This is a genomic window from Sulfuricurvum sp. (assembly GCF_041651515.1).
Lineage (GTDB): Bacteria > Campylobacterota > Campylobacteria > Campylobacterales > Sulfurimonadaceae > Sulfuricurvum.
On record NZ_JBAZJF010000001.1, the window covers coordinates 152,504 to 168,862 of the forward strand.

Annotated in this window: 14 protein-coding genes and 1 other RNA gene; 2 read left to right on the forward strand and 13 right to left on the reverse strand. The window is 43.0% G+C overall.

Annotated elements, in window-relative coordinates:
• Positions 1-5: 5 nt before the first annotated feature.
• The gene (locus WC407_RS00790; RefSeq protein WP_373020083.1) at positions 6-1,016 is read left to right on the forward strand and encodes a site-specific integrase; all 1,011 of its coding nucleotides are present in this window, start codon (positions 6-8) and stop codon (positions 1,014-1,016) included.
• A gap of 70 nt (positions 1,017-1,086) precedes the next feature.
• Here the strand turns inward: WC407_RS00790 and rnpB are convergent.
• From rnpB to mltG, 12 genes are all read right to left on the reverse strand, one after another.
• An RNA gene (rnpB, locus tag WC407_RS00795) (RNase P RNA component class A) lies at positions 1,087-1,417 on the reverse strand.
• An 81-nt stretch (positions 1,418-1,498) separates the two neighbouring features.
• A complete protein-coding gene (locus WC407_RS00800; protein WP_373020085.1) occupies positions 1,499-2,062 on the reverse strand; it encodes a 2-oxoacid:acceptor oxidoreductase family protein in 564 nt (187 codons plus the stop codon).
• 9 nt (positions 2,063-2,071) lie between these two features.
• Positions 2,072-2,926: a 2-oxoglutarate ferredoxin oxidoreductase subunit beta gene (locus tag WC407_RS00805; RefSeq protein WP_373020087.1), complete on the reverse strand. Its 855-nt coding sequence runs from the start codon at positions 2,924-2,926 to the stop codon at positions 2,072-2,074.
• The gene (locus tag WC407_RS00810; RefSeq protein ID WP_373020090.1) at positions 2,926-4,077 is read right to left on the reverse strand and encodes a 2-oxoglutarate synthase subunit alpha; all 1,152 of its coding nucleotides are present in this window, start codon (positions 4,075-4,077) and stop codon (positions 2,926-2,928) included. The genes WC407_RS00805 and WC407_RS00810 overlap by 1 nt, the downstream gene beginning before the upstream one ends.
• The gene (locus WC407_RS00815; protein WP_373020092.1) at positions 4,077-4,406 is read right to left on the reverse strand and encodes a 4Fe-4S dicluster domain-containing protein; all 330 of its coding nucleotides are present in this window, start codon (positions 4,404-4,406) and stop codon (positions 4,077-4,079) included. Before WC407_RS00815 ends, WC407_RS00810 begins: the two co-directional genes overlap by 1 nt.
• Positions 4,407-4,429: 23 nt before the next feature.
• Positions 4,430-4,729, reverse strand: coding sequence for a heavy-metal-associated domain-containing protein (locus WC407_RS00820; RefSeq protein WP_373020094.1), 300 nt, complete (start codon positions 4,727-4,729; stop codon positions 4,430-4,432).
• Complete coding sequence (gene sucD, locus WC407_RS00825; protein WP_373020096.1) at positions 4,729-5,601, reverse strand: succinate--CoA ligase subunit alpha; 873 nt, start codon at positions 5,599-5,601, stop codon at positions 4,729-4,731. The genes WC407_RS00820 and sucD overlap by 1 nt, the downstream gene beginning before the upstream one ends.
• 3 nt (positions 5,602-5,604) lie before the next feature.
• Positions 5,605-6,774 (reverse strand): ADP-forming succinate--CoA ligase subunit beta, encoded by a 1,170-nt coding sequence (gene sucC, locus WC407_RS00830; RefSeq protein ID WP_373020100.1) that lies wholly within the window; start codon positions 6,772-6,774, stop codon positions 5,605-5,607.
• A gap of 20 nt (positions 6,775-6,794) precedes the next feature.
• The gene (gene fumC, locus WC407_RS00835; RefSeq protein ID WP_373020102.1) at positions 6,795-8,186 is read right to left on the reverse strand and encodes a class II fumarate hydratase; all 1,392 of its coding nucleotides are present in this window, start codon (positions 8,184-8,186) and stop codon (positions 6,795-6,797) included.
• Positions 8,186-9,145 (reverse strand): malate dehydrogenase, encoded by a 960-nt coding sequence (gene mdh, locus WC407_RS00840; protein WP_373020104.1) that lies wholly within the window; start codon positions 9,143-9,145, stop codon positions 8,186-8,188. Before mdh ends, fumC begins: the two co-directional genes overlap by 1 nt.
• Before the next feature lie 144 nt (positions 9,146-9,289).
• Entirely contained in the window at positions 9,290-11,485 is a 2,196-nt protein-coding gene (locus WC407_RS00845; RefSeq protein ID WP_373020106.1) for an NADP-dependent isocitrate dehydrogenase, read from the reverse strand.
• 101 nt (positions 11,486-11,586) lie between these two features.
• Positions 11,587-12,462 (reverse strand): endolytic transglycosylase MltG, encoded by an 876-nt coding sequence (gene mltG / locus WC407_RS00850; protein ID WP_373020109.1) that lies wholly within the window; start codon positions 12,460-12,462, stop codon positions 11,587-11,589.
• Between mltG and WC407_RS00855 the strand changes: the two genes are divergently transcribed.
• Positions 12,461-15,640 carry an AsmA-like C-terminal domain-containing protein gene (locus WC407_RS00855; RefSeq protein WP_373020111.1) on the forward strand — a complete coding sequence of 1,060 codons (3,180 nt, stop codon included), beginning with the start codon at positions 12,461-12,463 and terminating at the stop codon, positions 15,638-15,640. The two genes, mltG and WC407_RS00855, sit on opposite strands and share 2 nt — an antisense overlap.
• On the opposite strand, the gene WC407_RS00860 is transcribed toward WC407_RS00855, so the two are convergent.
• Positions 15,641-16,354: a ZIP family metal transporter gene (locus tag WC407_RS00860; protein ID WP_373020115.1), complete on the reverse strand. Its 714-nt coding sequence runs from the start codon at positions 16,352-16,354 to the stop codon at positions 15,641-15,643.
• Between the last annotated feature and the right edge of the window lie 5 nt (positions 16,355-16,359).

The window sequence follows — 16,359 nt, forward strand, 5'->3', positions numbered from 1 at the left end:
GAATATTGGCAAATTGTTTTGTTCGTGGTAATAAGTTGTGGGTTGATTATTACGTAGAAGGAAATCGGATACGTAAAGCAACGGGATTGGAAGATACAAAAGCCAATCGTTCGTTTGTTAAAAAAGACATCATTCCCAAATTATCAGCCATGATAATAACAGGTGAAATACATCAGAAACAACCCAAAACATTCGGGTATTACTTTGATATATTTCTAACTCTTAAAGACTCAAACCGATCTTACTTCGTAAAGAAGCCGATCTGGAATAAAGTCAATGAGAAATTTAAAAATTTAGATGTGGACAAGATTACACGGCTCGATGTAAAAAGTTACATCAATAGCCTACCGATTAAGTCGGTCTCTAAAGGTGCGTATAAAACGGTACTTAAAGAGGTGCTTGAACTCGCCGTCGATGATGGTGTGCTTAAAACTAATCCCGCAATTAATATAAAGCTTCATGGTGATGTACAGGAGAATATCCAATACTTTACCAAAGAAGAGGTGAAACTAATTCTTTCACGTGCTGAGGGGATATTAAAACCGTATTTAATGCTTGCATTTCATACGGGGATGAGACCAGAAGAAATTTTAGGGCTACAATCGAATGACGTATCCGATGGATGGATCGAGATAAAACGGGTTCGAACTCGTGGACGTATCGATATACCAAAAACACGTAATTCGGTTCGAAAAGTCCCCTGCCCTTCATTTGTCATAAATGAACTGGAGCAGATCAAAAGCGATCATCTCTTTTTATTTAGAGATATTGACGATGCAACGAAATTAAGACGCATTTGGCCTTCACTTTTAAAAAAGTGCGAGTTACCGAAACGGAAGCTATATTCAGCACGTCATACCTTTGCAACGATCATGCTCCAAGATGGAATTGTCAGTATTAATGAGTTGGCAGGATTGTTAGGACACTCAAGTCCAAAGATAACATTGGCACATTATGCGAGTGTGATTGATTCGAAGCAGATTGATTTAGGTAGAGACTTCAATTTATTTGGCTAATCGTAGACACAATACGGTCACAGTCAAATTTTAGAGGCCTCTGGAACTCCCTTGTACAGGGACTTTGAAAGAAATAGGTACAACGTAAGCCGGGTTCTGGATGAAGTGATAATTAATCTACAGCCTAGATCACTCTAGGCTTCTAGCGAAACAATAGCAATGTAGGACGCTAACCATCTGTTTCTTGCTGCGCGGTTGGGTTTACATAGCTCTCATAGTTGCCTATGAGACTGGTGGGCTCTTACCCCGCCGTTTCACCCTTACCTGATTGCTCAGGCGGTCTTCTCTCTGTTGCACTGTCCCTCACGTTACCGTGGCCATCCGTTAGATGGAACCGTGTCCTACGGCAGCCCGGACTTTACCTCTTGAGTTGTGGCTCAAGCTATCACCTGTTGTACCTGCTGAAATTATAAAAGAAAACGGATTAGAAAGGGCTTGAAAAGGATAAAAGGAGATTCTCCCTAGCGGGAGAACGAGTGGAATTACATTCCAAGTTTAGCTTTAGCTTCTTTAGCGTATTGGATACCCAATGCCCATGCTTTATTATTAACTTCGTGTACTTTTTTCGGTACTTTTGAAAGCATTACTTCACGAAGAGTTTCGGGATCCAGTACTCCGGTGAATTCATTGGTGATTCCCAAGGCAACAACCGATTGAGTAATAACGTTTCCGACCTCTTCTTTTGCGATCGTAATGATTGGAATCTCAACGATGATCCATTTTTTACGGTCTTCTTCCGTTGGGTGAACCAAGTTTGGCTCAACAACGATAATTCCGCCCGGTTTAACACCGTTTTTGAATTGTTGATAGCTCACATTTGCAACCGAGAGCATGAAATCGATTTCACCCTCATTTGCATACGGATAGAAAATTTCATTGTCATCCAATGTAATATCAACAACTGTAGCTCCACCACGAACTTGTGAAGTGTACGTAGCCGTTTTAAGACCGTGACCACCAAGTTTGATCTTAGCTGCTGCCATAATTTCACCGGCGAGAAGAACCCCTTGTCCACCGACGCCTGTAAATCGTATCGTATGTCTCATGGTTTCTCCTTAGATTTTTTTCGCAAAGTCGTCTTGCGTGATTTTTCCGCGTTTTCCTTGTGCTGCTTCGATAACCATATCATAAAGCTCACAGTACTCTGCTTGTTCTACTTCACGCAATACACCCGTTGGGAATTTATTCATTTGTTCTTCAGGTGACAATGCTTCCCATTTTTTCAACGGAGTCGTGATACTATCGATCCACTCAAGATTTTCCATTGCACTGACCATTTTATTTTTACGGCCAAGGTTGATATGACAGTTTGACATAATGTCAAAGAATGAGAATCCTTTGTGTGAGAACCCTTTAACAAAAATCTTCTCTAATTTTTTAGGATCGAGCATTGTCTCACGTGCTACGAATGAAGCACCGGCACCGATAGCCAATTTACACGCATCAAACGTTGGATCAATGTTACCGTTTTGCGCCGATACACACCACATACCTTGTGGAGTTGTCGGTGAAATTTGAGAATTGGTCAAACCGTAAATAAAGTTATTGATAAGAATAAAATTCAAATCGATGTTACGACGACAACCATGGATCGTGTGGTTACCACCGATCGCAAGACCGTCACCATCTCCTGCTACCACGATAACGTGTGCATCCGGACGAGTCAATTTGATTCCCGTAGCATACGCAATCGTACGGCCGTGCGTCGTGTGAACCGTATTACAGTTGATGTATGAGCTGAAACGCCCAGAACATCCGATACCCGATACGACACAAACTTTGTCCATATCCCAGCCCATTTTATCGATAGCACGGATAACCGATTTAAGGATAACACCGTCACCACAGCCCCAACACCAAAGTGTCGGCATTTTATCTACACGTAAATATTGATCGTAATTGAAAGCCATTAGAACATCTCCTTAACTTTTGCTACCATTTCAAGTGGTGCGATTGGACGGCCGTTTGCTTTGTGAAGCGTACCGAAATCACTGCGACCCGTTACACGCTCAATCTCTTTGAGGTATTGACCCATGTTGAGCTCAGTCACGAAAATTTTGTCAAACTTTTTACCGATCTCTTTGAGTTTTTTAGCCGGACTCGGCCACAATACGATTGGTCGGAAAAGACCTGCTTTGATACCGTCATTACGAAGTTTCATAACTGCTTCTTTAGCACCGCGAGAGATACTTCCGTACGCAATCATACATACTTCAGCATCCTCCATCATAAACTCTTCATAATCGGCCTCATCATCCAATCCGTCGTTTTCTGCCGCAACGGTATTGATTTTACCTACAAGACGCTCGATGTTGAATTGGCATTGTGCCGCATCTTCCGTCGGGAAACCTGTCGGACCGTGATGCAGACCCGTAAAGTGGAAACGGTACCCTTCAAACATCGGATTAAGTACTGCCGCTTCGTTCATCGGAACGTCGTATGGACGGTAATCTTCCGGTTTTCCGTCAAATCGTTTACGGCTAACGATTTTTGCTTTCACTTCTTCAAGATCCGGAAGCATCGCTTTACCGTGCATGTGACCGACCGTCTCATCCAAAAGGACGAATACCGGAGTCATGTATTTTTCCGCCAAGTTAAAACCACGTACGGTTTGAGTATAACACTCTTCGAGTGATCCGGCACACAACGTGATTGAAGCATAGTCACCGTGAGTCGGATATTGCGCTTGACCGATATCCGCTTGGGATACACGTGTCGGAAGACCGGTTGATGGACCTCCACGCATAACGTTAACAATGACCAAAGGTACTTCAGCAATAAATGCCAAACCGATTTGTTCTGCTTTGAGCGAAATCCCCGGTCCAGATGTTGCCGTCATAGACTTTGTACCTGCCATAGAAGCACCGAGTGCGACCGAAATACCGGCAATTTCATCTTCCATTTGGATAAATTTTCCACCGACAGTCGGTAGAAGATCGGACATCTCATGCATTACTTCCGATGATGGCGTAATCGGATATCCACCGAAAAACATACAACCTGCATCAAAAGCACCGAGTGCTGATAACTCATTACCTGTAGAAATTACTTCTCTTGCCATTACTTGACTCCTGCTTGGTCTAAAGACATATACTTATTTGCGATAATAGCTGCTTGACGTGCTTTTGCTTCATCGGTCAATTTTGCAAATTTATAATCTGCTTTGTCTGCAACATAAATTGCGAAATCAGGACAGGTAAGCTCACACTCATTACAACCGATACAGCTCTCCGGATGGTTGATCGAAATCATCGCACCCAAAGTCGATGTAGGCTCATATCGCATGCCAAGTACACCCGATGGACATACTGATACACAAATATCACATGCTTTACAGTTATCGGTATTGACCCACACCGGGACATTACCTGGATTAATCGTTTTAAACATCTGTACTCCTCACAAAATTAAAATTAATCGGAATCATTTACTGTCGTAAATTTGCCTACTGCGCAAGAGACAAAACTCTTGAGCTTAAGAGCGGCATTATCGATAGAGCCCTCGTCATCACCTGAGAGAGGATAACCGAGATTTCTTAATACCGCTTTAAATTGTGCTAATTGCGCATCGTTAGCAATATCTACCGTTACTTTACGAGGCTCGCACGAGAGATCAACACTGACTTCTTTAAATCCAACTTCTTTGAGGGCTTTTGTAATCGTATTGGCACACCCGCCGCATCGAATATTAGCTACCTCAAAAACGGTAATCATTATTTTTTCATCACTTCAGCTAATGCTTTACCGATATCTGCCGGAGAAACCACTACTTTGACACCAGCGGCTTCTAACGCTGCCATTTTCTCAGCCGCTGTACCGGCACCTCCGGAGATAATCGCTCCAGCATGTCCCATACGTTTACCCGCAGGTGCCGTTTGGCCCGCGATGAAAGCAACAACCGGTTTAGTAATATGCTCTTTGATATACGCGGCCGCTTGGATTTCTAAATCTCCACCGATCTCACCAATCATAACGATTGCATGCGTTTCAGGATCTGCTTCGAACATCGGCAACAATTGTTTGTATGAAAGTCCGATAATCGGGTCACCGCCGATACCGACCGCAGTCGTAATACCGTATCCCTCTTTAACCACTTGGTTCGCAGATTCATACGTCAACGTACCCGATTTAGAGATCAAACCGACATTCCCTTTTTTGAAAATGAATCCCGGCATAATTCCAATTTTGCATTCATCTGCCGTAATAATTCCCGGACAGTTCGGCCCGATGGTCATCATATCTTTCTTAACCGCGTATGCTTTGGCATACATCATATCTTTGACCGGAGCACCTTCGGTAATAATAACCGCAAGGCTAATTCCCGCGTCTGCCGCTTCCATAACCGCATCAGAGACGAAAGCCGGCGGAACAAAGATCATAGAGACGGTTGCACCCGTAGTGCGCACTGCTTCTTCTACTGTATTAAATACCGGTTGGCCGAGGTGCTCTTGCCCCCCTTTGCCCGGTGTAACACCGCCGACGATTTTGGTACCGTATGCCATACATTGTTCTGCATGGAACGTCCCCTCTTTACCTGTAAAACCTTGTACGATAACTTTTGTATCTTTGTTGACCAAAATAGACATTAATTACTCCCCCTTAGCTGCTGCAACGGCTTTGCGCGCACCGTCTGCAAGATCGGTTGCCGCTACGATATTCGCGATACCGGCATTATTTAAAATTTCAGCCGCTTCGATAGCGTTGGTTCCATCAAGACGTACGATAACCGGTACGTTTACATTGGTGATTTTTGTTGCTTCGATAATCCCGTTAGCAACACGGTCACAACGAACGATTCCACCGAAGATGTTGACGAAAATCGCTTTTACATTCGGATCTTTGAGAATAATATCAAACCCTTTTGCAACGGTTTCTGCACTTGCAGAGCCGCCGACATCAAGGAAATTGGCCGGTTTACCGCCCTCATAATTGATGGTATCCATCGTACCCATCGCGAGTCCCGCACCGTTAACCATACAGCCTACATCACCGTCGAGTTTGATATAGCTGAGACCGAATTTGCCTGCTTCGATTTCCGTCGGTTCTTCTTCGCTCAAATCACGCATTTCATTGACTTGAGATTGACGGTACAACGCATTGTTATCAAATCCCATTTTAGCATCGAGTGCCAAAAATTTACCGTCACCCGTTTTAACCAACGGATTGATTTCAATCATCTCGGCATCGTGATCCATGTAAACGTTATAAAGTGCCGATGCAAATTTGATAAACGTATTGATCTCTTCAACCGGAAGACCCAAACCAAAGGCCAATTTTCGACCGTGGAATGATTGGAAACCGGTCAACGGATCGATGGAGACTTTGATAATTTTTTCAGGTGTGTTATGAGCAACATCTTCAATCGCCATACCACCCTCAGTAGAAGCCATCATAATCGGCATTTCAAGAGCACGATCCAGCAAGAGACCAAGATAGTACTCTTTTTTGATATCGGCACCCTCTTCGATATACACTTTTTGAACGAGCTTACCTTCAGGTCCTGTTTGGTGCGTTACAAGCTGCATACCCAAAATTTGAGCCGCCATTTCACGTACTTCAGAAGTTGATTTAGCCAGCTTTACACCACCGCCTAAACCGCGCCCACCGGCATGGATTTGAGCTTTAACAACCCAAATATTTCCACCCAGTTCTTGAGCCGCTTTTACCGCCTCATCGGGTGTAAATGCAATGTGCCCGCGCAATGTTGGTACATTATACTTTTTGAATAATTCTTTTGCTTGATATTCGTGAATATTCATCCATTCCTCCTGTTATAAGTTTACGCTATTGGTCTTGTCATCTCTTCTGGGATGACATATTTATCGAACTCTTCCGCACTAAGAAGACCGAGTTTGATCGCGGTCTCTTTCAGTGTTGAGTTCTCTTTGTGGGCTGTTTTGGCGATTTTTGCCGCATTTTCATAACCGATGTACGGATTCAATGCTGTCACTAACATCAATGAGTTATTCAAATACGCATCGATTTGATCACGTACCGGCTCGATCCCTACCGCACAGTTATCATTGAATGACACAATAGAATCTGCAAGTAAACGAACCGATTGCAAAAAGTTGTAAGCGATAACCGGTTTGAATACGTTTAGCTCAAAATTACCTTGGCTTGCCGCGAAACCGATACATGCATCGTTCCCCATAACCTGGCATGCAACCATCGTGACCGCTTCAGATTGTGTCGGGTTCACTTTGCCCGGCATGATCGATGAACCCGGTTCATTCTCAGGAATAGTAATCTCACCAATGCCACAACGTGGTCCGGATGCCAACCAACGGACGTCATTCGCTATTTTCATCATATCAGCCGCAAGTGCCTTTAGAGCACCGTGTGCAAATACAAGGGCATCATGGCTAGTCAATGCATGGAATTTGTTCGGTGCAGTAACAAATTGATGACCTGTAAGCTCGCTCAATTTTGCCGCGACACGTGCTCCCAGTTCAGGATGGGCATTAAGGCCTGTTCCAACCGCTGTACCGCCAAGGGCTAGTTCACGAACCGATTCAAGAGAATCTTTTGCCATTTTTTCACATTTATTGAGCATCTCAACCCAACCGCTGATCTCTTGTCCCAGAGTCAGCGGTGTCGCATCTTGAAGGTGCGTACGTCCGATTTTAACGATATCACTAAACGCTTCACTTTTTGCGATCAACGTTTTGCGTAAATGATCAATTGCCGGTAATAACCGTGTCTCAACCGCTATAACCGATGCGACGTGCAATGCCGTCGGATAAGTGTCGTTTGAACTTTGTGATTTGTTAACATCATCATTCGGGTGAACCAATTTTTGGGTACGGAAATCACCGCCCAAAATTTCGGTTGCACGGCTTGCTAAAACTTCATTATTGTTCATATTCGATTGGGTACCCGAACCGGTTTGCCATACGACGAGCGGATAATGTGCATCAAGTTTACCGTCTAACATTTCATCGGCAGCCTGAGCAATAGCATCCGCTTTTTCACGAGAGAGCATACCCAAATCGCAGTTTACAAGTGCAACCGCTTTTTTCAAAAGAGAAAAAGCACGCGTAATTTCATACGGCATCTTCTCTTCTCCGATTTGGAAATTTTCTAATGAACGCTGTGTCTGCGCCCCCCAGTAGGTATCATTCGGTACACGAACTTCACCCATCGTATCTTTTTCTACGCGAAAGCCCATTATTTTGCTCCTTGAAAGAAATTATTTGTATTTAGGGTAGTGATCAATGACTGCACCGATGCACATGATGCTGCAAACATCTCTTTTTCTACATCATTCAACGTCACTTCAATAATTTTTTCAGCACCGTTTGCACCCAGCATAACAGGTACACCGCTGACGACATCATGAAAACCGTATTCCCCTTCTAAATAAACGGCACACGGATGAATTTGTTTGGTGTCTTTTAAAATTGCCTCTACCATAATTGCTGTCGCTTTTGCAGGGGCATAATAGGCTGATCCCGTTTGAAGCAATGCAACAATTTCGGCACCGCCTTTGCGTGTTCGCTGTACGATTTCATCAATCTCGTCATTTGTCAGTACATCGCTCAACGGTACACCAGCTACCGTTGAATAGCGTGGAAGAGGTACCATATCATCTCCATGCCCACCCATAACCGATGCACGAATCTGTCCGCCGCCATAGCCCAGTTTTTCTTGAATAAAAGCTGCCATACGGGCACTGTCAAGCACTCCTGCCATTCCGATAACACGACTGCGGTCAAAGCCACTCTCTTTAAGGGCTACATACGTCATTGCATCCAGTGGATTAGAAACCATAATGACGATTGCATTCGGAGAATATTGAGCTACTCCGGCAATGACATCGCGTGTAACATTCGCATTAATCATCAATAAATCATCACGACTCATCCCCGGAAGACGAGGACTGCCTGCGGTAATAACCACGACATCACAATCAGTCAAATCCGCCATGCTCTCAGCAACCGTTACCGTAGAGTGTGAACGAACAGCAGCAGCAGCCTGAGACATATCGAGCGCTTTGCCTTTAGCTATTTCAATTTTATTATCGCGCAAAATAATTTCATGGCATGAGCCGAGCATCGCAAGTGAATAGGCAATCGTCGAACCGACGTTTCCTGCCCCTATGATTCCGACACGTTTTCCTTTTACCATTTTCGTACTCCTAGTGTCATATCACTATTATTTTTTCTTCATTATAATCAAAGTTAAAAATAAATGAAAGACGATTTAATCGTCTTTTATCTATAGAGCGTCTCTACAGATAAAAAACGATTTCCGGCCTAAGCCGGAAATGATTTAGATCGATGCAATAATTGCGTTCAAAGTAGCAGATGGACGCATTGCTTTTTCAGCTTTAGTGCTATCCGGGTGAAAATAACCACCGATATCTTGTGCTTTACCCTCTACCGAAAGAAGCTCTTCCATAATTTTAGCTTCATTATCAGACAATGCTTTAGCCACATTAGCAAATTTTGATGCAAGTTCTGCATCTACCGTTTGCTCAGCCAACGCTTTTGCCCAGTATTGTGCTAAGAAAAAGTGGCTTGCTTTGTTATCCGGCTCGCCTGCTTTACGTGACGGTTCTTTGTTATTATCCAAATACGCCGCGTTTGCTTCATCCAATGCCGTTGTAAGAGCGCTCAATTTGTTATCTTTTTTGGTTTTGTTGATGTGACGTAGTGACTCTGCAAGAGCCAAAAACTCACCCAATGAATCCCAACGAAGGTGACCCTCGTTTATGAATTGCTCTACGTGTTTCGGAGCTGATCCGCCAGCACCGGTTTCAAATAATCCCCCACCAGCAAGAAGAGGAACGATTGAGAGCATTTTAGCCGATGTTCCAAGCTCAAGGATTGGGAAAAGGTCAGTCAAATAGTCACGAAGAACGTTACCGGTTGCTGAAATGGTGTTTTGCCCTGCACGTACCCGTTTAAGAGAGAACGCCATCGCTTTTTCCGGCGCCAAAATGTGGTACTCGATCCCTGATTTATTGAATTCAGGAAGGTATGCGTTCACTTTTTTGATAATTTCAGCATCGTGAGCACGTTTTTCGTCCAACCAGAAGACAACCGGAACGTTTTCGATCTCTGCACGTTCAACCGCAAGACGTACCCAGTCTTTGATCGGGATATCTTTTGCTCTCGACATACGCCAGATATCACCTTTTTCTACGTTGAAGCTCATCAATACGCCACTCTCATCAGTTACAGTAACAACACCGTCTTCTGCAATTTCGAATGTTGTCGGGTGTGAGCCGTACTCTTCCGCTTTTTGAGCCATCAAACCGACATTAGAGACAGAACCCATAGTCGTTACATCGAACTGTCCGTTTTTCTTGCAATCTTCAATGATTTCAGAATACATCGTTGCATAACAACGATCCGGAATAGTTACAACACACTGTTCAACTTTTCCTGCCGGATTCCACATTTTACCGCCATCACGTACCACAACAGGTAATGAAGCATCGATAATTACATCGTTTGATGCGTGAAGATTGGTAATCCCTTTGTCAGAGTCAACCATCGCCATTGAAGGTTGTGTCGGATAAACCGCCATAATAGCCGCTTCAATCTCCGCTTTTTTATCCGCTGGAAGTTTTGCCAATTTTTTGTACAAATCACCAAGTCCGAGATTCGGATTAACACCGATCTCTTTAAATTCTGCTGCGTATTTTTCAAACACGTCTTTGAAGAATACACTAACAGCATGACCGAACATAATTGGGTCAGAAACCTTCATCATTGTAGCTTTAAGATGGATCGACCAAAGGATGTTTTTCTCTTTCGCTTCTGCGATAGATTCTGCCAAGAATGAACGAAGTGACGCAGCAGACATGAATGTACCGTCAAGAACCTCTTTGTCAACTGCATTGATCTCTTTAAGAGTTTTTCCATTCAAAGCGATAGTTACTTTGCCGTCACCTTTTTTAGTGATTGATTGCTCATTGGCGAAGAAATCACCGCTGTTCATGTGCGCAACACGAGTTTTTGAACCCTCATCCCATGCACGAAGTTTGTGCGGGTTTTTCTTAGCAAAGTTTTTAACCGCAACCGCAGCACGACGGTCTGAGTTACCTTCACGAAGAACCGGATTAACGGCCGAACCAAGACAAGTTGCATAACGTGCAAAAATCTCTTTTTCTTCGTCTGTTTTAGGCTCTTCTGGGTAATTTGGAAGATCGTAACCTTGAGCTTGAAGCTCTTCAATACACGCTTTTAGTTGTGGGATTGAAGCCGAAATATTAGGGAGCTTAATAATATTGCCATCAGGCTGAGTAGCAATAACACCCAATTGAGCAAGATTATCTGGGATACGTTGAGTATCGCTCATACGTTCTGGGAATGTAGCGATAACGCGACCTGCAAGTGAAATGTCACTTGTTACAACTTCAACGCCTGCGGCTTGTGTGAATGCATTTACGATTGGAAGTAGCGAATAAGTCGCTAGTGCCGGTGCTTCATCAATTACTGACCAAATGATTTTTGCCATCAGGTTCTCCTGTCATTATTTTTATAGAAGCATCATAACACTAGTGTGAGGCAGTTTTTCTATTTAAGGGTTGAATGAGGGGGAAAACTTGCAAATATGTTTCATTTTGTAGCATTTACTATGTTTTGATGGTGTGTAGAAAAGTAACTACTGTACACATGCTCCCCATTTTTACCACGAACGAAATAAAGATAATCACTGCGTACAGGATGAAGAGCTGCATTGAGAGCAATCTTTCCTACATTACAGACAGGATAGTCAGGAAGACCCTTGTGTTTATACGTATTATAGGGGGTTTTGTCCATTCTAATTCGTTTAGCTGTTACGACTTGATGGGAATATTCTCCGTAGTTTAATGTCCCATCCATTTGCAATCTCATCTCTTTTTTGAGTCTATTATCGATTACGGAACTGACAAATGGCATATCCGCTTCAGAAGCAGCCTCTTTTTGGATAACCGATGCTTTTGTTACTATTTGTAACCATTTTTCCTTATTATAGCTACCAAGCATTTCCAAAGACCACGATTTCATCCGTTCTTTAGAAGTATCAAGTAGATAAACGATTAAATTTTCTTCACTAATGCCGTTGGGGATACTATAGGTGTCCGGAACAAAATTCCCCTCCGGTAGTGGGGCATGCTTTTTATACGAACTCATTAATTTTATATTAGTAAGATCAAGCTCTTTTGCTAGCTGATCTAAAAAGACAACCGTAGTTTCACCCGGGATTAATGTAATCTCACGTGTTGCTGCTTTTGCAGTCGTCAGTCGATAGAGATACTCAAGACGCGTCATACTCTTCTCTTTAATATCAATCCAACCTTGTTGAGGTTTTCCCATCAAACGTAATATCAACCCATCAATTTTATAAAGGTTAACCCCTTCGTTTTGCAGGTGTGCTATACTTTTGAAAACGGATCCTTGCGGTATATAGACGATTTTGGGTGATGTGACAGTGGAGAATAGGTAGGTCATGAACGACAAAATCATTATAAGAGTGATTCCAAAAATCCATTTTAGAATCGGTCTTTTTTTAGCTTTTGTTTTTTTGGTTTTCTTTTTCACATTTATCGCTTTATTAGAGGGAATTAGGGTTGATCGCCTCAAACTAGGAGCAATCAAAATCGAGGAATTATACCTAAAATGGGACAATGCGCTCCTTATTAGTGCCTCAAAGATTGACTTAAGTGATCTCAAAAGAGACAACACCCCACTCACCCTTGAACCCCTTTCAAAACTCCCCTCTATTATCCGTATATTCGAAGCTTGGGTAGAAAAAGTCAATATTAATACTATTCAATATAAAGATATCAGCGCCTCAGTTAACTATACAAAAGGCTCTTTGGGCAAAATTGTACTCCATCAAGGTTTACATGATTATCCGGGAAAATTTTCACTCAACGACAAATCTTTTTATCTTATCCTCCCGCAAATTCGTTTTATGGATGCAAATATTTCAGGTAAGATGAGTATAAAGCTCAAAGAGCAGACGTTAATAGCACATATAAACCTTGCCCTGCCGCAAACACCGCAGATAAGCATTACTGCTGTTGGAAATACCGATACACTAACTATTGTTGTAGATGCCGAACATGAATTCACTACAATACGCCCTCTTATCCGCTTCCTAGGTGTTGACCCTCAAATCTCCCCGTGGATTGTTGATTACGCCAAAGCATCTTCCCTTTCGCTGCATACACTTCACGGAAAATTTCATTACAATAAACCCGAAGAGCTATTGAACAACTTGCGCGCAGAGGCTACCGTCATTTCTGGGGAGTACACATTTGCACAGGGATTTGAGCCGATAAAAGCACCAAACGTTGATTTAAAATTCACTGACGGAAAACTTTACATCTATCCCAAATCCGGTACATTTTATGGGCTTCCGACGGAACAGAGCTATCTTTATATCGACTTTACCACTCCGCATACAATGCTTGATGCTTTTATACGCACACATCACGCTAAGCTGAACGATCCCATTTTAAATTTATTGCATTTTTATAAGATTGATCTACCTCTCAAGCAACAATCCGGTGAATGCGATGTTGATTTGCACCTCTGCGTAAATCTGTATTCTCTCGATACAACTGCAAAAGGGATATTTCAACCGACTGCCTCTGATATTTTATTGGGACAAGTCGCACTTCGCAGTGAAAATGGTATTGTTTCGCTGAACAATACGCATGTAAGTTTTGATCATTTCATTGCCCATTACGGTAACAATATTGCAGATGCACGTGTCGATGGTGAATACGATGCCCACAATGGCCGAGGGATTGTCTCTATCGCTGCTTACAAGGTTTCACCGATAGGCAAAGATAAATATATAACCCTTTTCGATACTCGTGACCCCTTGCGTGTGGATTACATCATTGCACCGGATCATGACACCCTGAATGTTATGCCCTCTACCTGGAATGTACTGGGTGAAAAACTAAAAATTGACCCGTTTCGTACACCGTTTGACTATCACCGTGCCTACACTGCCGTTCAGACAGTGCCGTTTACTATCTCCGATAAAATTCGCGGTCATTTCAATGCTGTCTTTGACGGAACAGCAAAGCAAACGGATGTTCGACTAACTCTAGATGCCTTACACATTCGTGAAGTTGTCCTTCGCAATGCCCCATTAAATATTGATCTTCACTATAACGATGCTCTTTCTACCGTACACATTCCCAATCTATCCAGCTGGACAATCAATCAACTCCCCGTACAGATTTCACCGTTAAATGCTTCATTAAAAGGAGATGATATCTCATATGATCGCATAGGAACCGTATTCGGCGATATACTAAAAGGCAATTTGAGTGGAAAGTACCATCTTGATAGCCAAAAAGGAAACATACACGTTAGCAATATGGTGGCCATAAATCCAAAGCTAGTCCCCCTCATGGAATCAAAAGAGTCCATTGATCTTGCTCTCGATGCAAGCGGGGATGAGATCAATTTAAATGCTGAAACACTTAAAGCCCATTTTACAACCATTCCGAATGGATGGAAAATTTCGTTGAGCGATATTGCTTTACTCTCCAATAAATCACCTTTGTTACGTCATTACAACATTAATAACGGATATCTGAACCTCTTTTACACCGGAGAGAGCTCACGATATGGGTTTGACGGAGAGATTAATTATCCCTATGCTTTAATGGTTATTAATGATCAGCCGATTTCTCGTTACCACTTCAGTGGTACCTATCAGGAAAATCAATACACTATGCGTGTTAATGACCGCATCATGCTCACGCAAACACCGAGTTTTATTACTATTCGCGCCAATAATGCAGGTATAAATATGCCACAACTCACAAAATTTCTTTCCGATCATCAGCAAAAAAACACAATGGATTCGAATCAATCTTCCACTTCACTCCCCATTCATATCAACGGAACTGACACCTATCTCTACCTGATGAAAGGGCGTAAAATCGTTGCGGATACCCTTGATGCGACTTTACACAACGATGATTTGGATGCAACACTCCACCATATGCAAGGCTCAGCTACCCTTAAAATGCGTGACGGATTTTTTTATATAGACGGACACGAGTTTAATGACACATTTATGGAGCATCTCTTTATGTTTAGTGATTTTAAGGGAGGAAGCTTCTCTTTTCAGGCCAAAGGAGATAGTGATTCATTTGATGGCATTATGCGTGTCGAAAATACCATTCTGAAAGATTATAAAGTCCTAAACAATGTTTTGGCGTTTGTGAACACAATCCCTTCCCTGGCAACCTTTTCACTTCCAAACTACAATACGCAAGGGCTACCGGTCAAAGAGGGCTATGCCCATTATTCTTACAACAAAGGGATACTAAATGTCGATAATTTTACCCTCAACTCTCCTGAAATGAAAATTTTGGGAGAGGGTCATGCCAATATCAATACCCAAACACTTCTTGGTACATTAACCCTTAAAACCGATTTAGGGGCAAAGCTTTCCAAAGTACCGATGGTGGGATACATCCTCTTCGGAGAGGACGGCTCCATATCAACTACGGTAACAATCAACGGGAAATTGGATGATCCAAAAGTAGAAACAGCAATTGCCAAAGAGATCGTGACCGCACCGTTCAATATTCTCAAACGGACGCTGGTCTATCCCTTTTTATGGATGATACCGGACGAAAAGAAAAAGTAATTATTCTCCGCTAAAAAGCTGAATGCTCCAAAAGACGAGAAATCCGGCGAAGAGCCAAAGGGTTGAAGAGGGTTTTTCCTCGATAACGTGCGCTTCTACCAAAAGCTCGTCGGTGACCAGATAAAGCAGCGCTGCAACACCGAAGGCTAAGATAGCACTAATAACACTCGTCGAAGCCCCCGCCAACAGATAGTTGCCCAATAAGGTACAGCTGAGTACCACACCCGCGAGCAATAGCGTCATAATAACAACGCGCCACCCTTTGATCGTCTCTGATACCAAGGAGAGCCCTAGGAAGAGCAGCTCTACCGATAAGCCGAGGGCTAAGATCAATCCCGTACTTCCCCCTGCTGCGAATCCAGCCCCGATAATAAAACCGTCTACGGCTACATCGATAAACGTCGCGGCAATGAGACCGTAATTAAAAGCGTTGTCACCCAGATGTTCAGTTTTTTCCTCTAATCGTATACTCCACAGCTTCATGATATACATGAGAATTCCGCCGATCGTAAAAGCGCTGATTAAAACCCATGCGGGGGCATGTTCGCGTCCCAATTCGGGTAAGACTTCCACCGCTAAAGCAGCTAAGACTACCCCTGCAGCAAAATGCTGAATAAGGCTGCGGGCATGATGCGAAGGGTTCCAAAAAATAGCCAGTACGCCGCCGAGTGAGGCGACAACAGCGGGGATGAGCATAGCGAGCCAGGGTGACATAAACA

Excerpts from the sequence above, each read along its gene's own strand:
- WC407_RS00810 (WP_373020090.1), bottom strand. The coding sequence starts at position 4,077 with ATGGCAAGAGAAGTAATTTCTACAGGTAATGAGTTATCAGCACTCGGT.
- WC407_RS00845 (WP_373020106.1), bottom strand. The coding sequence starts at position 11,485 with ATGGCAAAAATCATTTGGTCAGTAATTGATGAAGCACCGGCACTAGCG.
- mltG (WP_373020109.1), bottom strand. The coding sequence starts at position 12,462 with ATGACCTACCTATTCTCCACTGTCACATCACCCAAAATCGTCTATATA.
- WC407_RS00820 (WP_373020094.1), bottom strand. The coding sequence starts at position 4,729 with ATGATTACCGTTTTTGAGGTAGCTAATATTCGATGCGGCGGGTGTGCC.
- fumC (WP_373020102.1), bottom strand. The coding sequence starts at position 8,186 with ATGGGCTTTCGCGTAGAAAAAGATACGATGGGTGAAGTTCGTGTACCG.
- WC407_RS00815 (WP_373020092.1), bottom strand. The coding sequence starts at position 4,406 with ATGTTTAAAACGATTAATCCAGGTAATGTCCCGGTGTGGGTCAATACC.
- sucC (WP_373020100.1), bottom strand. The coding sequence starts at position 6,774 with ATGAATATTCACGAATATCAAGCAAAAGAATTATTCAAAAAGTATAAT.
- WC407_RS00860 (WP_373020115.1), bottom strand. The coding sequence starts at position 16,354 with ATGTCACCCTGGCTCGCTATGCTCATCCCCGCTGTTGTCGCCTCACTC.
- WC407_RS00800 (WP_373020085.1), bottom strand. The coding sequence starts at position 2,062 with ATGAGACATACGATACGATTTACAGGCGTCGGTGGACAAGGGGTTCTT.
- WC407_RS00855 (WP_373020111.1), top strand. The coding sequence starts at position 12,461 with ATGAACGACAAAATCATTATAAGAGTGATTCCAAAAATCCATTTTAGA.
- mdh (WP_373020104.1), bottom strand. The coding sequence starts at position 9,145 with ATGGTAAAAGGAAAACGTGTCGGAATCATAGGGGCAGGAAACGTCGGT.
- WC407_RS00805 (WP_373020087.1), bottom strand. The coding sequence starts at position 2,926 with ATGGCTTTCAATTACGATCAATATTTACGTGTAGATAAAATGCCGACA.
- sucD (WP_373020096.1), bottom strand. The coding sequence starts at position 5,601 with ATGTCTATTTTGGTCAACAAAGATACAAAAGTTATCGTACAAGGTTTT.